Raw genomic sequence first — 16457 nt, 5'->3', positions numbered from 1 at the left:
CCCTCGCTATACCGTCTTTAACGCTCAGTCAGGCTTGGCCTGCTGCAGCATCAGCGCGTCCTCAAGCTCGATCATGGCCAGTTCGACGGTCTGCTGGCAGGTGTAGAACTGCTCATCCGGTGTGTCCGGTTCGCAGGCCAGTTCAAGCGCATCACAGGCATCAACCACCCTTGAAGCTGTGATGATCCGTGCCGCGCCCTTGATCCTGTGCGCCAGATCGCGGGTTTTCTGGCGATTGTTCTCCGGCATCAGTCTGGCCAGTAATAGCCGGTCTTCGTGGTTGCTGTGCAGCAGTTGCGCGAGCAGGCGTTCAACCATTTCAGGACGGTCACCGGTCAGGTTGCTGACGCTGTCGAGGCTGAAGGGCAGGGCACGTGCGGGCGCCAGCGGGGCAATGGCTGTCAGCCGTTCGCTGAGCATCGAGAGGCTGATGGGTTTGAACAGGCAATCGTCCATGCCCGCCGCCCGGCAGCGCTCGATTTCGTCAGGCTGCGCGTTGGCCGTGAAGCCCCAGACAGGGCAGCGTTGGCGCTCGCAGGCGCGCTCCTGTTCGCGGATAGCAGCGGTCATGTCGTAGCCGTTCATGATCGGCATGTTGCAATCGGCGACGACCAGATCGAAGGCATCGTTTTTCCAGCGATCGAGCCCTTGCGCGCCGTTTTCGGCCATTTCGCAGTGATGGCCGAGAAACCTCAGTTGCTGGCAAAGCAGCAGTCGATTGGCAGGATGATCGTCGACGATCAGGATTCTGAGGGTCTGATGAACGACGGCTGCCGGTTGCGCAACGACGGGTTGCCCGGTCAGCGGTTCAAGTGTGGTCAGCACCAGGTTCATGCTGATCCGGGTGCCGTGCCCTGGCGTGCTGTCGAGCGAAAGGTTGCCGCCCATCATCATGCACAGGCTGCGGCAGATCACCAGCCCGAGTCCGGCGCCGGTACGCGCCATTTGTCCGGTGTTATCGGCCTGGGCGAACGGCTCGAACAAACGTTGCTGGTCTTCGACACTGATGCCGATGCCGCTGTCCTGAACGGTGATGTGCAGATGCAGCAGTTGCGGGTCCGGACTTTCGGCTGCCAGCAGTACGACCTTGATCCGCCCCATCGGGGTGAACTTGATGGCGTTGCTGACCAGATTGGACAGTATCTGTTTGAAGCGCAACGGGTCGATCAGTACGTCGGCGTTGATCCTGCTGTCCAGTTCGAGCACCAGCTCGAGGTCCTTCTGCCGCGCCAGACCGTCGAATACCCGGAGCACCGCCTCCACCAGCCGACGCAGATTCGCACGCTCGGGGTTGAGTGACAGCCGCCCGGATTCGATGCGGGCGATGTCGAGGATGTCGCCGATCAGGTCCAGCAGGTCATTGGCCGAACTGTAGGCGACTTCGATGGCGGAGCGATCCAGTTCGCCATGATCGGCACGTTTGAGCGCCAGTTCCAGCATGCCGATCACCGCATTCATGGGCGTGCGGATTTCATGGCTCATGGTGGCCAGGAAGGTACTCTTGGCCCGGCTGGCGGCGTCGGCCTGTTCCTTGGCAGCCTGCAAGTCTTCGATGAGCTGGCGACGCTCGCTGATGTCGATCCAGCCACCGATGATGCCCTGTACTTCGCCCAGAGAATCGCGAAATGGCAGGATCCAGTGGTAGATGGTCAACTGTCGATCGCCAATGCGCAGAGGGCGGTCGAGGATCAGCGCGGTATTGCTGGCCATGACCCGCTGATAGTCGGCAGCGTATTCCCGGGCTTCGAAGGCATTGCCCAGTACCCCTTCGGTAGCGCTCTTGCCGATGATGTCTTCCCGTTTCGCGGAGAACACCCTGAGGTAGCTGTCATTGCACATGCGCAGCATACCTTCGCGATCCCGAACATAGATCGGATGCGGCGTACCCTCGACCAGGGCGCGCATGAATTCGAACTGATCGCCCAGCGCCCGCTCCGCAGCTTCGCGCTGACGTATCTGCCGCCGCATCCACGCATTCCAGGCCAGCAGGCCCAGCAGCAACAGGCCTGCACCCACCACAATCTGATAGATCAGCCGTTCATAGTCGTGCCAGTTGGCGCGTGAAGGGGTATAGACGCGCCAGCGGTTGTTGATCGCTGCCAGATCCTGCGGCGCGATGCTCGCCAGCGCCTTGTCGAGAATCGAGCTCAGCTCGATGGCGTTGCGTGAGGTCGCCATGGAAATCAGCGCCGGATCCTCGCCGACGGTGGCGGTCATCTGCAAACGCTCCTCGAAGATCCCGGACGACAGGAAATAGTCTGCGCTGAGCAGCGAGATGACCGCACCTTCCGCTCTGCCCAGTGACAACATGTCCAGCGCCTGGAACGGGTTGTCGATTTCCAGCGGCACCACCCTGGGGTATTTGCGGCTTAGCCAGTCGAGCACCGGGCTGCCCTGGGTAATTGCCAGACGCTTGCCGTCCATCTGCTCCAGATAGCTGGGGGCGCCCGGTTCCTTGCGGGTGACCAGCACGAACGAATTGTCGATGTAGGGACGGGTGAAGCTCAATCGGTCCTCGCGTGCATCACTGGACACCAGCGCACCGATCATGTCTGCCTGGCCTTCGCTGACCTGATTCAACATGTCGGTCAGGCTGGGCGAGCGTTTGACGTCGAACCTGAGCCCGGTACGCAGACGTACCAGTTCGAGCAAGTCTGCGGTGATGCCGCGAAAGTTGCCCTTGGCATCGAAGAATGTCAGCGGTGCATACGCTTCGTTGACGACTACGCGCACGGTCGGGTGCTGAGCGATCCAGCGCTCCTCGCGTTGCGTCAGTTGCAGCTTCTGGTCGGTGAGCATCAAGTCGCTGCCCGTGCTCCAGCGTCTGGAGATATTGACGCGTTCATCAACCGGGATCGCCTTAAGCGTCTGATTGATGATGCCCAGCAGTTGCGGGTTTTCACTGCTGACCGCGAAGCTGAAGCCGTTGGGCTCGTGCTTGCCGAAATTCGACATCTGCACGTTGTTCAGATACCCCTTATTGATGATGTATTGGGTGGAAATCGTATCGCCCAGGAACACATCCGCCTGATTGAAGGCGACTGCATTGATGGCGTTCTGAAAAGAGGGATAGGTCTTCAGTGTCGCGCCGGGATAGGACGCTTCGACCTCGGCAGGCGGCAGGTAGTGATAGACCATGCTCAGCCGCATGCCTTTCAGGCCCTCGTTCAGGGGGCGGTTGTCTCCGACCCGGGTGACCAGGACGGGCTGGTCCACCGAGTAGGGCTGTGAAAGCCTGATGGTGCGATCGACTGCTTCAAAACCGTTTGCGGTGCCCAGCAGATCGATCTGGCCTGCGCCGAGGGCCTTGATTGCAGCATCACGGGTTTCGAAACGCTGAACCCTGATCGGCAGGTCCAGCGCATCCGAGATGATCCCTGCGTAATCGGCAGTGATGCCTTCGTAATCGTTACCCGACATCGTGATATCGAAGGGTGGGTAATCAGGGTTGGAGGTGCCGAGAATCAGTTCGCGTTGCCCGCGCACCCACTGCCACTGGTTATTGTCCAGTTTCACGTCCATGTGCGCCGGACTCGAGCGACCGAGCAGGGTATAGTGATCGGCCGCATGAACACCGGCCTCAGCACCCCAGCCTATGCACAGGCTTGTGGCCAGTATTAATAATTGTCTGAAGCGCTTGGACATCCGTTTTCTCACACTAGCGCGTTGCGTTTTGCCATCTCGATAAGTTCTACCAAGGTTCTGGTTTTCAGTTTTTGCATAAGCCGCGTTTTGTAAGTACTGACGGTTTTGTTACTGAGAAACATGCCCTTGGCTATTTCCTTGTTGGAACGGCCCTGGGCAAATAACTGCAATACCATCAGTTCACGGTCATTGACCAACTTGAACAGCTCCAGCTCGTCGGTCTGGCCATCTTCACGAACTGCGCACGTCAACGCCTGACTGGGAAAGTAATTGTAGCCGGATAATACCGCTTTCACCGAACTGAGCAGTTCACTGAGGTCTTCCTGTTTGCACACATAACCCGAGGCGCCCGATTGCATGCAGCGAATGGCAAACAGGTTGGGGGTCTGCGACGTCAGCACCAGAATCTTGGAGGGCAGCCCCATCGTATTGAAGCGGGCCAGCACCTCGAGGCCGTCGAGCTTGGGAATGCTGATGTCGAGGATGATCAGGTCGGGCATGCACTCACGCACCATTTGCATGGCGTCGACACCGTTATCGGTCTCGCCGACCACCTCATAATTTTCGTTCTCCAGAAGCATTCTTACCGCCATCCGGATGACCGGATGGTCGTCGATGATAAAAACTGAGTTCATATTCCATTCCATAACAAGCAGTGAAGAAAGCGCGCACCTTAGCTCAGATGTTCGGGCAGGCACATAAAGAGACTTGCTCGGCAGGCATATATAGGAAAAGTCCTACAAAAATTAGCGTATCGGAGTACGTAAAAGCCTACGTAGAACATAAGTGTGTTTAAACGTTAACGCTTATTTCAATGTGTGTTTGGCGAGTGCTGCCCCGAATGTTTATTACTTTCTGGAATCATCATTCATGTTGACTGATGATTTCCTACGGGTCTGAACGTCGAATTAATCAATCCAGTTTGCCGGCGTCTGGCATGTACCTGTTTTTGCCCGGCATATTTGAAGCCGAATAAAGCCGGCTGGCCGACGTCAGTCAACGAGGTTCCCCAGCAGGCGGCTGAGGTCGGGCCCGTGCAGGGGTTTGCTCAGGCAACCGAGCAGGGGGAGATCGCGCTGCAGGGCGAGTTGCTGCAGGTTTTCAAGCTGTGTATCAGGCAAGCCGCTGAGCAGAATGGCCTGGCGCAGCCAGCCGTGTCGGGCGGCCTCGTCGATCAGGTCGAGGCCTGACATGTCCGGCAGGCACTGATCGCACAGCACAAGCCCGTAGGGTTCCGCGCTGCGTTGCATGGCGGCCATGGCCTCGGCCGCCGTCAGCACGGGAGTCAGCAGGAAGTAGCCATGGTTGTTGAGCAGCACCTGAGTGGCGATCAGTTGAAACGGGTGATCTTCCACCAGAAGGATGCGCAGGCTATGTGTGGACATGAGCGTTCCGGAAAGGCCCTGGCGAAGCGTTCAGGCATCGGCAGGCGGCGTGCGGACCCGTGAGTATCGCAGGCGGATGGATGATGTGCCGGATGGCAGTTGAAGTGGCTGGAATTATTGAGGGATGCAAGAAAAGCTGCGATAGGACCCGTCTGACATGCATGTAGGGCCTGTCTGAGTTTTGCGAGGCAATCAGTCTGACCAGCCTTTTGCCTGTATCCATTCAGGCAGCGGGCTGGTCGATGGAAGCTATATCTGTCCGGAGCGGCCGGTCATTTCCCGGGCCATTTCGCTGGCGTAGCTGTCGGTCATCCCGGCGATGAAATCGATCATGCGCAGGAACGAGGCATGCAGCGGTGCCTTGGGATCGGGCGCGCTGTTACCCAGCAAGTCGAGGATGCGTCGATGCTTGAACGAGGGTGTCCTGCCGCCAAACTGTTCGACGGCCGCGCCGCAGAACGCGTTGAGGAGGATTTCCAGCGTGGTGTAGGCACCGATTTCATGCAGTGTCTTGCGCTTGTCCTGAAAGATTTTCTTGCGCGCCATGTCCTTGGCGTTGAGCACACAGCGTTTGGCCGGACCGTGCATGTGCTCGACCAGGTCTCCAGGCAGGGTGCCGGCCAGCAAGGCGTCCTGCTGCTCGACGAAGGCTCTGGCGGCCGCGTTGGTCAAGTGCTCGATAGCCTTGCCACGCAGAATTGCCAGTTTGCGCCGTCGTGAGTCGCCCGGGCCCAACTGTCGGTAGGTTTCCGGCAGATCATCGCCGACCAGCCCGAGCAAAAGCGATTCCACTTCCGCGTAATTGAGCAGGTCCATCTCCAGACCGTCTTCCAGATCGATCAGGGCGTAACAGATGTCGTCGGCGGCTTCCATCAGATAAACCAGCGGATGACGCGCCCAGCGCTGATCTTCGAGCTGCGGCAAACCCAGCTTGCCGGCGATCTGCTCAAGGATTGGCAGTTCGCTCTGATAGCAGCCGAACTTGTGCTTCTTGTAGCCCAGCGAGTCCGCATGGCGGGCGGTCCACGGGTATTTGAGGTAAGTGCCCAATGTGGCGTAGGTCAGGCGGGTGCCGCCGTCGAACTGGTGGTATTCCAGCTGCGTCAGCACCCGGAACCCTTGGGCATTGCCTTCGAAATTGAGGAAGTCATTGCGCTCGGTCTCGCTCATCGCGTCGAGCCAGCCACGCCCGGCCGCCTGATTGAACCAGTTGCGAATCGCATCTTCGCCCGAGTGACCGAACGGCGGATTGCCGATGTCGTGCGCCAGACAGGCCGACTGCACGACCATGCCCAGGTCGCTCGGATCGCACCAGTCGGGCAGGGCAGAGCGCAGCGTTTCGCCGACGCGCATCCCCAGCGAGCGGCCGACACAACTGACTTCCAGCGAATGGGTCAGGCGCGTATGGATATGATCGTTGCTGGACACCGGATGCACCTGGGTCTTGCGTCCCAGGCGGCGGAAGGCCCCGGAAAAGATGATCCGGTCATGGTCCTTGTGAAACGGACTGCGCCCCAGTTCCTCGGGGCTGTGCAGGGTCTTGCCCAGTCGTTCGCGGTTAAGCAGTGTTTGCCAATCCAATGCGTTCACTCCGTCAATAATAGGGGCGTAGCTTCCCGGTTCGACACGCCTGCCGCAAGGGCCGCATTTATGAAATCAGGCCCCGTAGAAAAACAAATGCCTGCTCCGGAATACCGGAGCAGGCATTTACATTCAGGCCGGGAGATTCGAGCCTGGGTCACGCGAGACGCAGGGTGCAATCAGACTTTGCGATTGCGATTCTGCAGGGTGCGTGCTTGCATGGCGACCTTGACCAGGGGCGTCAAGGTGATGCCCAGCTTCAACAGGCGTCCCAGCAGGCTGGTACGTCCGGTTTTGGCACGTTTACCGCTCAGGAAGCCCAGCAGGGCAACCGAGCCCACGCCCCAGAGCGGCGCGTGGCGAAAGCCCAGCGCGCTTTTCCAGTCATGGCGGATGCCGCGAAAGCGTTGCAACGGCTGCATCAGTTGCGTCGATTCGTGGCGAATTTCCTGGCGGTGCATTTCCATGCGCAAGCGAATCAATGCCTTGCGCAGTTCTCGACGGGTATTGCTCTGGTGCGACTTGGGTTCACTCATGGCATCAATCGCTCACGGTCATTGGCCAGTTCTTCGAGGGTCGCATGGAAAGGCGAGGACTCGTCGAAGATCGCTGCCTTGAGGCGCAATCCACAGAAGATCGCGGCCAGCAGGTAAAACGTACACAGGCCGACGATGCCCGCCAGACGATAGCTGTCCCACAGAACGATCAGCAGCAAGGCCGAGAGCCCGGTGAGCAGCAGCAGGCCGAAAACCAGGGCCAGACCGGCGAACAGCAGCAGGCTGACGGTTCGCGCTTTCTGTTCCTGCAATTCGATGCCGAACAGCTCGACGTGAGTGTGCAACAGGCCAAGGAATGCAGCGCCCAGGCGCCGCGGTGAAGAGCCCGGAGTTCCCTCGGGCGGTGCTGATTCCGTTCCCAGAGTCATGATGTTAGCGCCTTGTAGCCAGCAGACCGATCAGAAAGCCGACACCTGCGGCGATACCGACGGACTGCCAGGGGTTGTTCTGAACGTAATCTTCGGTGGCGACCACTGCGGCTTCGCCGCGCTCGCGCAGCGAGTCTTCGGTGGTCTTCAGGGTTTCCTTGGCACGCAGCAGACTTTCACGGATCTGGGCGCGCAGTTCATCGGCCTGATCACCCGCCAGAGAGGCGGTATGCGCCAGCAATTTCTCAGTGTCGGCAACCAGTACCTGGAAGTCGGCTCTCAGGATTTCCTGAGCATTCTGTGCAGTTTCGCGGGCCATGATGTTCTCCGTTTGGTGGGCGTATGAATGTTTCGAGTACAGGTGATTCCTGAAGGTTCACTTCGATTGCCGTATCGTGTTCGATCAGGCTTTACGCTGCCGCTGCACCTTACTCCAAAACTATCTGCCAGGAAAAACCGCAAGCACTGGAAGATTGGGGTTCCGTATTTCTGGCCATTGGCTATGCTCCACACGCGTGACCACGGGATGGCCTGGCGCGCGCGACATCCGTTGAATGGAGAGAGGCATGGAGCGGCTGTATTCCCTGCAGGGGCTCAGGGGCGTAGCGGTCCTTGGCGTTGTGTTGTTTCACATGATGTCGGTAGAGAGCAAGTTTTCCGGTGGCGATATCCTTCTGCCGCCCTGGCTCGATTTTTTTCAGCTGGGCGTCGATCTGTTTTTCGTCATCAGCGGATTCGTCATGGTGATTGTCAGCCGTGAACGTTTTCAGAGCGCAATCGAGGCTCAGCGCTTTCTGTTCAATCGAGTATCGCGGATCTATCCCACGTACTGGCTGTACTTTTTCATCACCCTGGCGGTTTATCTGGTGCAGCCGGGCATGGTCAACAGCGGGCATGGCTCGTCCAACCTGATCATGTCGTTCCTGTTGTTGCCCAACGACAAGGTGCTGCTGGTGATGGTCGCCTGGTCGCTGCTGTTCGAGTTGTGGTTCTACGTGGTGTTCTCCGGCTTCCTGCTGTTTCGCGAGCGCAGTCTGCCGTTTCTGCTCGGCGGCTGGGGCGTGATCATCGTGGTGTTCAATACGCTGGCAGACTGGCAGGACTATTCCTCGGCAGTGAAGATCATCCTGCATCCCTATGCCCTCGAGTTCATGCTGGGCGCCGCGCTGGCCCTGTTCTTTTACGGTCGCCACAGTGCCCGCGTACCGACGGCTGCGGTCTGGTTACTGCTCGGTGTCGCGCTGTTGGCGGCGGTGCCCCTGATCGGCTATTACCGGTTGTATGAAAGTCAGGGCCTGCTGCGCATGCTCATGGTCGGGGGCTCGTTCGGCGTGCTGGTCCTGACGCTGGCCTTGCTCGAACGACGCCGACACCTGCTGGTGCCCGGGTTTCTGGTTGCCGTGGGCGATATGTCCTACACGATCTATCTGTCTCATCTGCTGGTGCTGGGGGTGATCGGCAGGGTCTGGAGCCTGGTGGGGGCCTGGCCCGAAAGCTATCTGGACAACCTGTTTTTCGCGTTGCTGATGCTGGCTGCGGCGGTGTGCTATGGCTGGGTCGGTTATCGTTGTTTCGAGAAACCGGTACTGGACCGTGCCAACGCGTTCAGCAAGGCGCATTTCCGGGTGTCGACGTGATCCCGGTGCGCACCTAGAATAATTTCCGCTCACCGAGGATTCGCCGAGGATTGACTCATGCCCCCCGAATGCCAGCTGTTCAGCACCCTGGGATGTCCGCTGTGCGAGGTTGCCGAAGCGGTTTTACTGCCGTTTGCCATTGAGCACGGCCTGCTGGTTGAGCTGGTCGACATCTGCGAGGATGAGCAACTGCTTGAACGCTACGAGTTGCGCGTTCCTGTGTTGCGTCGAGTCGACACCGGTGATGAGCTGGAATGGCCATTTGACGCGCCTCAAGTGGCGTCGTTTCTGAGTCGCTGAGCTGCTTTGTCGTTGAGCTGCATTCCCTTTCATTTACCGGACACGACGCGCAGTGAATATCGATACACGCATCAAATTTCGCCATCTGGTCTGCTTTCTCGAAGTGGCCCGGCAGGGCAGTCTGGCGCGTGCCTCCGACGTTCTGGCGATCAGTCAGCCTGCGTTGTCGAAAAGTCTCAAAGAGCTGGAAACCCTGCTCGACACCACGTTGTTCGTGCGCAGCAAGAGCGGTGCGGCACTTACCGAAGCGGGTGTGGCGTTCATGCGCTTTGCCGGGCCGAGCGTTCAGGCCCTGCGCGAGGGTGTCAGCAGCCTGAGATCCGGTGAACATGATACCGTTACTGCACGGCTGGGCGTGCTGTCGACGGCCGAAAGCCTGCTGGTGCCTGAGGTCGTTCATCGCCTGCACCAGCGGCACCCGGCGCTGATCGTCAGCGTGATGACCGGGCCCAGTGCCTATCTGCTGTCGCAATTGAGGGTAGGGGAGCTGGATCTGGTGGTCGGGCGCATGACTGACAGCCCGCAGATTCAGGGCCTGACGTTCGAGCACCTGTACAACGAGTCGATGACACTGGTGGTGCGCAGCGATCACCCGCTGCTGGCTGCGCCGCTCAAGCCCGAAAGCCTGGAGCAATTCCCGCTGGTGTTGCCGCTGGCAGGCACGACCATCCGCAAGTTTGCCGACAGCCTGTTCGTGCAGTGCGGTATTCGCATGCCGCGGCAACGCCTGGAAACCCTCTCGCTTACCCTCAGTCGGCGCTATGTGCAATGCAGCGATGCGGTGTGGATCGCGCCACTGGATGCCGTGTCGCTGGAGTTGAAAGGTGGCACGCTGGTCGAACTGGACATGGGTATTCGTGAGCCGGGCGGCTCGGTCGGTTTGTGCAGCAACCCGGCCTTGCCACTCACGCGCGCAGCGCAGTGGTGTGTGGACGAGCTGCGCAGTCTTGGAGAGGCCTGTCGCAACGGCTAGCATCCATAACCAAATGGTTATGGATCATGGGGTTTATTTCAGTTCTCCATAAGCATGGATCGCGCGACACTTCGCCGCAGCCTGTAGCGCATGTGATCGACGCCTGCGCGCCCCATAAGAAAGAAAAAAAAGAGGAGAACGCCATGTCTGCCGCGGACAACAGCCGCTTCGTCATTCGTGACCGAAACTGGCATCCAAAAGCGCTCACACCTGATTACAAGACCTCGATCCTGCGCTCGCCGCGCCAGGCGCTGGTCAGTATCCCGCAGTCCATTTCCGAAACCACCGGCCCGGATTTCTCGCATTTGAAATTCGGCCAGCACGATAACGACCTGCTGCTCAATTTCAACAACGGTGGGCTGCCCATCGGTGAGCGTATTCTGCTGGCCGGGCGAGTCTGCGATCAGTATGGAAAGCCGATCCCGCATACCCTGGTGGAGATCTGGCAGGCCAACGCCGGCGGGCGTTATCGCCACAAGCGCGATGCCTATCTGGCGCCCATCGATCCCAATTTCGGCGGCGTCGGACGTGCGTTGACCGACAGCGAAGGCAATTACAGCTTCCGTACCGTCAAGCCAGGGCCTTACCCATGGCGCAACGGTCCCAACGACTGGCGCCCGGCACACATTCATGTGTCGATCAGCGGGCCGTCGATTGCCACACGGCTGATCACCCAGTTGTATTTCGAAGGCGATCCGCTGATTCCGATCTGCCCGATCGTCAAGGCCATCGCCAACCCGGACGCCGTGCAGAGCCTGATTGCCAGGCTCGACCTGGGCATGGGCAATCCAATGGATTGCCTGGCGTATCGCTTTGATATCGTGTTGCGCGGCCAGCGCAAGACTCACTTCGAAAACTGCTGAGGAGGCCCGACATGCCCGTTCAATTGCTGCAGGAAACCCCTTCGCAAACCGCCGGCCCCTACGTCCACATCGGTCTCGCACCGCAGGTGGCCGGCAACCCGACCCGCGAGCTGGAAATCTGGAACGAGATGGCCAGGCCCGAGGCGCCCGGCGAGCACATCGTGTTGCTGGGCAACGTCTTCGACGGCAACGGCCATCTGATCCGCGATGCCTACCTGGAATTCTGGCAGGCGGATCATCAGGGCGCGTATCACAGCGAATTCCACCCGGACAGACCGTTCAACGGCTTTGGTCGCACGGCAACCGCGGACGATGGCCAGTGGATCCTGAAGACCATCAAGCCAGGCTCTGCGCGCAATGCGGCGGGTGTGCCGATGGCGGCGCACATCAATGTTTCGCTGTTTGCGCGTGGCATCAATATTCATCTGCAGACGCGGTTGTATTTCGACGACGAAGCCCAGGCGAATGCGCAGGACCCGGTGCTCAATCTGATCGAGCAGCCCCCGCGTCGCGAAACCCTGGTGGCGCGCCGCTGCACGTACGAGGGGCAGACGGCCTATCGTTTTGATATCCGTGTGCAGGGTGAAGGCGAGACAGTGTTCTTCGATTTCTGAATCGCTTGTCGATTCCGAAATCAATGTGCGTGCGATTCAAGGCGCCTGCATCGGCAGGCGACCCTATAAAAATAAAAGGACACCTCCATGACGCTTTCCGCCGGCAGCCCCGCGCCGAGTACGCTCGACGTTCAGGCCTTCATCAATGCGCAACCGCTATCCGGGTACCAGTGGCGAGTGGTTGCGCTGTGTTTTCTGATCGTGTTTCTCGACGGCCTCGATACTGCTGCAATGGGCTTCATTGCCCCCGCGCTCAGCCAGGATTGGGGGATTGATCGGGCCAGTCTGGGGCCGGTGATGAGCGCTGCGCTGATCGGCATGGTGTTCGGCGCGCTGGGTTCCGGCCCGCTGGCGGACCGCTTCGGACGCAAGGTGGTGCTGGTGGTCGCGGTGCTGCTGTTCGGTCTATTCAGCCTGGCATCAGCCTATAGCAGCAACATCGATCAATTGCTGGTCCTGCGCCTGTTGACCGGGCTCGGGCTTGGCGCAGCGATGCCCAACGCCACCACGTTGCTGTCGGAATACACCCCCGAACGGCTCAAGTCGTTGCTGGTGACGAGCATGTTCTGCGGTTTCAATCTGGGCATGGCCTGCGGCGGTTTTGTGTCGGCCAAGCTGATCCCCAGCATGGGCTGGCACAGCCTGCTGATGCTGGGCGGTATCCTGCCCCTCCTGCTGGGGTTGGTGCTGATGGTCTGGCTGCCGGAGTCGGCGCGGTTTCTGGTGGTACGCAATCGCGGTGCGGAGCGGATCCGCAAGGTACTGGCACCGATCGCGCCGAAGGCACTGGCCGGCATCACTGACTTCAGCGTTCCCGAACAGAAAACGGTCAGCAGCCGCAACGTGCTGAAAGTGATTTTTTCCGGCACCTACAGCGCCGGCACGCTGTTGCTGTGGCTGACGTATTTCATGGGCCTGGTCATCGTCTACCTGCTGACCAGCTGGCTGCCGACGCTGATGCGCGACAGCGGCGCGAGCATGGAACAGTCGGCTTTCATCGGCGCGCTGTTTCAGTTCGGCGGCGTGTTGAGCGCTGTGGGCGTGGGCTGGGCGATGGATCGTTACAACCCGCACAAGGTCATTGGTTGTGCCTATGCGCTGGCGGGTGTGTTCGCCTGGCTGGTCGGGCAGAGTCTGGGTAACGTCGCGCTGTTGGCGACACTGGTGCTGCTGGCCGGTATGTGCATCAACGGCGCGCAGTCGGCGATGCCGTCACTGGCAGCGCGTTTTTACCCCACCCAGGGGCGTGCCACGGGGGTGTCGTGGATGCTCGGGATCGGCCGTTTCGGCGCCATTCTCGGCGCCTGGGCCGGTGCCACGCTGCTGGGCCTGGGCTGGACGTTCGAGCAGGTGCTGACCGCGCTGGTGATTCCGGCGGCGCTGGCCGCGATTGCGGTGCTGATCAAGGGCTGGGTCAGTCATTCGGACGCTACCTGAAACCTTTCAATCTGGAGTGGTGATGTGAACAGAGCGAGCAATCAACTTTTCGATGCCTACTTCATGCAACCCGAAATGCGCGAGATTTTTTCCGACGAAGGTCGGGTGCAGGGCATGCTCGATTTCGAGGCTGCGCTGGCTCGGGCGCTGGCACGGGTCGGCCTGATCCCGCCTGAAGTGGTCGCCGACATCGAGCTGAGCTGCGACGCAGGGCTGTTCGATTTCGACGCGCTGGCAATCGCCATCGGCAGTGCCGGCAATTCGGCGATTCCGCTGGTCAAGGCGCTGGGCAAACAGATTGCCGCACGCAGTGCTGAAGCCGAGCGCTACGTGCACATGGGCGCGACCAGTCAGGATGTGATGGACAGCGGGCTGATCCTGCAACTGCGTCGAGCCATCGTGCTGCTTGAGCATGACCTTACCCGACTGGCCGATGCGATGGCTGAGCAGGCGCAGCATCATGCTGGCACGCCGCTGGCCGGACGCACCTGGCTGCAGCAGGCCACGCCGGTCACCCTGGGGATGAAAATCGCCGGCTGGCTGGGCGCGGTCACTCGCCATCGACAGCGTTTGAACGAGATCAAACCGCGCCTGCTGTGCCAGCAGTTCGGCGGCGCTTCCGGCAGCCTCGCGGCGCTGGGCGATCAGGCCTTTTCGGTGGCCGAAGCGCTGGCCGGTGAACTGCAGCTGGCGTTGCCCGAGCAGCCCTGGCACACCCAGCGCGACCGACTGGTGGAATTTGCCAGCCTGCTAGGCCTGATCGCCGGCAGTCTCGGCAAACTCGGGCGCGACGTGAGCCTGCTGATGCAGACCGAAGTGGGCGAGGTCTTCGAGCCTTCGGCACCGGGCAAGGGCGGGTCTTCGACCATGCCGCACAAACGCAACCCGGTCGGCGCTGCGGTCATGATCAGCACCGCCACCCGCGCACCGGGGCTGGTGGCCACGATGCTGGCGGCCATGCCGCAGGAACATGAACGCAGTCTGGGCCTGTGGCATGCCGAGTGGGAGACCTTGCCGGAGCTGTGCTGTCTGGTCTCCGGTTCGCTGCAGCAGGCATTGCAGGTGATACCCGGTCTGCAGGTCGATGCCGAGCGCATGGCGGTCAATCTGCAATCCACCAAAGGCCTGGTTCTTGCCGAGGCAGTGAGCATTGCGCTGGCTCAGCGCATCGGGCGCGATGCAGCCCACCATCTGGTTGAACAGTGCTGCCGGCGTGCGGTGGAGCAGGGCGCGCATTTGCGTCAGGTGCTCGGCGAAACCCCGCAGGTCAGCGAGCAGTTTTCTTCTGACGAGCTGGATCGTCTGCTCGATCCGGCCCATTACCTTGGCCAGGCTCGCCATTGGGTCGAGCGCGCCGTGGCCGAACACACAAGGATTTCCCGATGACCGAAGACGAACGTTACGAGGCCGGCATGCAAGCGCGCCGCGCGGTGCTGGGCGACGCGCATGTCGATAACAGCCTGAGCAAACTGACGCCGTTCAATGAAGAGTTCCAGGAGATGATCACCCGTCACGCCTGGGGTGATATCTGGACGCGTCCGGGGTTGCCGCGCCATACGCGCAGCCTGATCACCATCGCGATGCTGATCGGCATGAATCGCGAAGGCGAGTTGCGCCTGCACCTCAAGGCCGCGAAAAACAACGGCGTGACCCGTGAGGAAATCAAGGAAGTGCTGATGCAGAGCGCGATCTACTGCGGCATTCCGGCGGCCAATGCGACGTTCCACCTGGCGGAAGCAGTGTGGGATGAAATGGGCGTGGAGTCATTGCAGGACAATTGAGAGCGCTGATCGAGAACGCCGCCGCAGCGCCCTCGGCCACGGCGGCGTCCTGTCTGGGTCAGAGCAGCGACAACGGGTAGCTGACGATCAGGCGGTTTTCGTCGAACTGGTTGGTGCTGTAGTCGCGACGCATGGTGGAGTTGCGCCATTTGACCGACAGGCTTTTGAACGCGCCGTTCTGGAACACATAAGCCAGCTCGGTTTCCCGTGCCCACTCTTCGCCGTCGGTGATGGCCCCGGTATGCACGTTGTCGCCGCTGATGTAGCGGTTCATCAGGGTCAGGCCGGGAACGCCCAGGGCTGCGAAGTCATAGTCGTGGCGCAGCTGCCAGGATTTTTCCCTGGCGTTGTCGAAGCTGGAGTTGTAACTGTCGTTGGCCAGGGTTCCGCCGCTGGTGCCGTTGACGCGCATCCAGGCGCTGTCGCCGCTGACTTTCTGCAGGCCCAGGTAAAAGGTGTTGCCACCGTGCCGTGCCGAAAGCAGCGCTGACCAGGTCTTGTTGTCCAGATCGCCGGCCAGCGACTGACCGTCGTCCTTGCCCTGGAAGTAGCCAAGGTTGGCCCCCAGCGTCCAGCTGCCCAGCGGCTGGCTGTGCAGCAGGTTGAAATATTGCTGGTGGTAGATGTCTTCAAGCTCGGCGTACCACACGCCGACCTGGGTGCGATTTTGGTTGAACACGTATTCGCCGCCGCCAAAGTTGAAGCGGTCGGAAGTGAACGCGGTGCGGCCATTCAGGGACATGTCTTCCATGCTGGCGTCGTTGCGCGGGCTGTTGCCACGGAACTGGCCACCGTAGAGGGTCAGGCCGTCGATCTCCTTGGAGGTGATCTGCCCGCCCTGAAAGGTTTGCGGCAGCGAGCGGCCGTCATCCGAGCGCAGGATCGGCAGCACTGGCATCCACTCGCCGACCTTCAATTCGGTCTTCGAGAAGCGCGCCTTGCCGGCCACCGCCAGTCGGCCGAAGTCGTCGGCCGGGCGTCCATCGCCATGGATGGGCAGCAATTGCGTACCGCCGGTACCCTTGCCGCCGTCGAGCTTGAGCGAGTAGAGGCCAAGCGCGTCGACACCGAAGCCGACGGTGCCCTGGGTGAAGCCGGAGCGGGCGTCGAGAATGAAGTTTTGCGTCCACTCCTCGGCGTAGTTCTGCGCGTTGGCCGGGTCGACGAAGTTGCGGTTGATGTAGAAGTTGCGTAGGTTCAGATTGACCTTGGCGTCTTCGACAAATCCGGCGCTGTGGCCGCTGATGGGCGCCAGACTTGCAGCGACGGCCGCCGACAGACCGCAAAGGAGTTTGCAGGGAGAATTCACGCGCATG

Annotated in this window: 16 protein-coding genes; 8 read left to right on the top strand and 8 right to left on the bottom strand. The window is 60.4% G+C overall.

Annotated features, from left to right (window positions below):
- Nucleotides 1–24: 24 nt before the first annotated feature.
- From KBY08_RS20730 to KBY08_RS20700, 7 genes are all read right to left on the bottom strand, one after another.
- Nucleotides 25–3645 carry a transporter substrate-binding domain-containing protein gene (locus tag KBY08_RS20730; RefSeq protein ID WP_080377163.1) on the bottom strand — a complete coding sequence of 1207 codons (3621 nt, stop codon included), beginning with the start codon at nucleotides 3643–3645 and terminating at the stop codon, nucleotides 25–27.
- Between the two features lie 8 nt (nucleotides 3646–3653).
- Entirely contained in the window at nucleotides 3654–4280 is a 627-nt protein-coding gene (locus tag KBY08_RS20725; protein WP_004408514.1) for a response regulator transcription factor, read from the bottom strand.
- Nucleotides 4281–4637: 357 nt separating this feature from the next.
- The gene (locus KBY08_RS20720) at nucleotides 4638–5030 is read right to left on the bottom strand and encodes a response regulator (protein ID WP_004408512.1); all 393 of its coding nucleotides are present in this window, start codon (nucleotides 5028–5030) and stop codon (nucleotides 4638–4640) included.
- A 249-nt stretch (nucleotides 5031–5279) separates the two neighbouring features.
- A complete protein-coding gene (locus tag KBY08_RS20715; protein ID WP_057458264.1) occupies nucleotides 5280–6611 on the bottom strand; it encodes a deoxyguanosinetriphosphate triphosphohydrolase in 1332 nt (443 codons plus the stop codon).
- Nucleotides 6612–6790: 179 nt separating this feature from the next.
- Nucleotides 6791–7147 (bottom strand): hypothetical protein, encoded by a 357-nt coding sequence (locus tag KBY08_RS20710; protein ID WP_004408508.1) that lies wholly within the window; start codon nucleotides 7145–7147, stop codon nucleotides 6791–6793.
- Nucleotides 7144–7536, bottom strand: a complete 393-nt coding sequence (locus tag KBY08_RS20705) for a phage holin family protein (RefSeq protein WP_002553117.1) — start codon at nucleotides 7534–7536, stop codon at nucleotides 7144–7146. Before KBY08_RS20705 ends, KBY08_RS20710 begins: the two co-directional genes overlap by 4 nt.
- A gap of 4 nt (nucleotides 7537–7540) precedes the next feature.
- Complete coding sequence (locus KBY08_RS20700; RefSeq protein ID WP_003315618.1) at nucleotides 7541–7855, bottom strand: DUF883 family protein; 315 nt, start codon at nucleotides 7853–7855, stop codon at nucleotides 7541–7543.
- A gap of 247 nt (nucleotides 7856–8102) precedes the next feature.
- Here KBY08_RS20700 and KBY08_RS20695 point away from each other — a divergent pair, with 247 nt between their 5' ends.
- The 8 genes from KBY08_RS20695 (at nucleotide 8103) to pcaC (ending at nucleotide 15141) form a co-directional block, all read left to right on the top strand.
- The gene (locus KBY08_RS20695) at nucleotides 8103–9173 is read left to right on the top strand and encodes an acyltransferase family protein (RefSeq protein WP_024642883.1); all 1071 of its coding nucleotides are present in this window, start codon (nucleotides 8103–8105) and stop codon (nucleotides 9171–9173) included.
- A 57-nt stretch (nucleotides 9174–9230) separates the two neighbouring features.
- Nucleotides 9231–9473 carry a glutaredoxin family protein gene (locus KBY08_RS20690; protein ID WP_004408502.1) on the top strand — a complete coding sequence of 81 codons (243 nt, stop codon included), beginning with the start codon at nucleotides 9231–9233 and terminating at the stop codon, nucleotides 9471–9473.
- 52 nt (nucleotides 9474–9525) lie between these two features.
- Nucleotides 9526–10446, top strand: coding sequence for a pca operon transcription factor PcaQ (pcaQ, locus tag KBY08_RS20685; protein ID WP_032653928.1), 921 nt, complete (start codon nucleotides 9526–9528; stop codon nucleotides 10444–10446).
- Between the two features lie 143 nt (nucleotides 10447–10589).
- Entirely contained in the window at nucleotides 10590–11309 is a 720-nt protein-coding gene (pcaH, locus tag KBY08_RS20680) for a protocatechuate 3,4-dioxygenase subunit beta (protein ID WP_003366939.1), read from the top strand.
- A gap of 11 nt (nucleotides 11310–11320) precedes the next feature.
- Complete coding sequence (gene pcaG, locus KBY08_RS20675) at nucleotides 11321–11923, top strand: protocatechuate 3,4-dioxygenase subunit alpha (protein ID WP_011267445.1); 603 nt, start codon at nucleotides 11321–11323, stop codon at nucleotides 11921–11923.
- An 87-nt stretch (nucleotides 11924–12010) separates the two neighbouring features.
- On the top strand, nucleotides 12011–13360 hold the full coding sequence (locus tag KBY08_RS20670) for an MFS transporter (RefSeq protein ID WP_011267446.1): 1350 nt from the start codon (nucleotides 12011–12013) through the stop codon (nucleotides 13358–13360).
- Between the two features lie 24 nt (nucleotides 13361–13384).
- Nucleotides 13385–14746, top strand: a complete 1362-nt coding sequence (locus KBY08_RS20665) for a 3-carboxy-cis,cis-muconate cycloisomerase (protein ID WP_024659390.1) — start codon at nucleotides 13385–13387, stop codon at nucleotides 14744–14746.
- The gene (gene pcaC, locus KBY08_RS20660; protein ID WP_004408495.1) at nucleotides 14743–15141 is read left to right on the top strand and encodes a 4-carboxymuconolactone decarboxylase; all 399 of its coding nucleotides are present in this window, start codon (nucleotides 14743–14745) and stop codon (nucleotides 15139–15141) included. The genes KBY08_RS20665 and pcaC overlap by 4 nt, the downstream gene beginning before the upstream one ends.
- 58 nt (nucleotides 15142–15199) lie before the next feature.
- Here the strand turns inward: pcaC and KBY08_RS20655 are convergent, their stop codons facing one another.
- Entirely contained in the window at nucleotides 15200–16456 is a 1257-nt protein-coding gene (locus KBY08_RS20655; protein ID WP_011267448.1) for an OprD family porin, read from the bottom strand.
- Nucleotide 16457 lies beyond the last annotated feature (1 nt).

Source organism: Pseudomonas sp. P135 (genome assembly GCF_020312125.1).
Lineage (GTDB): Bacteria > Pseudomonadota > Gammaproteobacteria > Pseudomonadales > Pseudomonadaceae > Aquipseudomonas > Aquipseudomonas fragariae.
The sequence above is the reverse complement of the archived record's forward strand: the minus strand, read 5'-3'. Positions and strand labels throughout refer to the sequence as shown.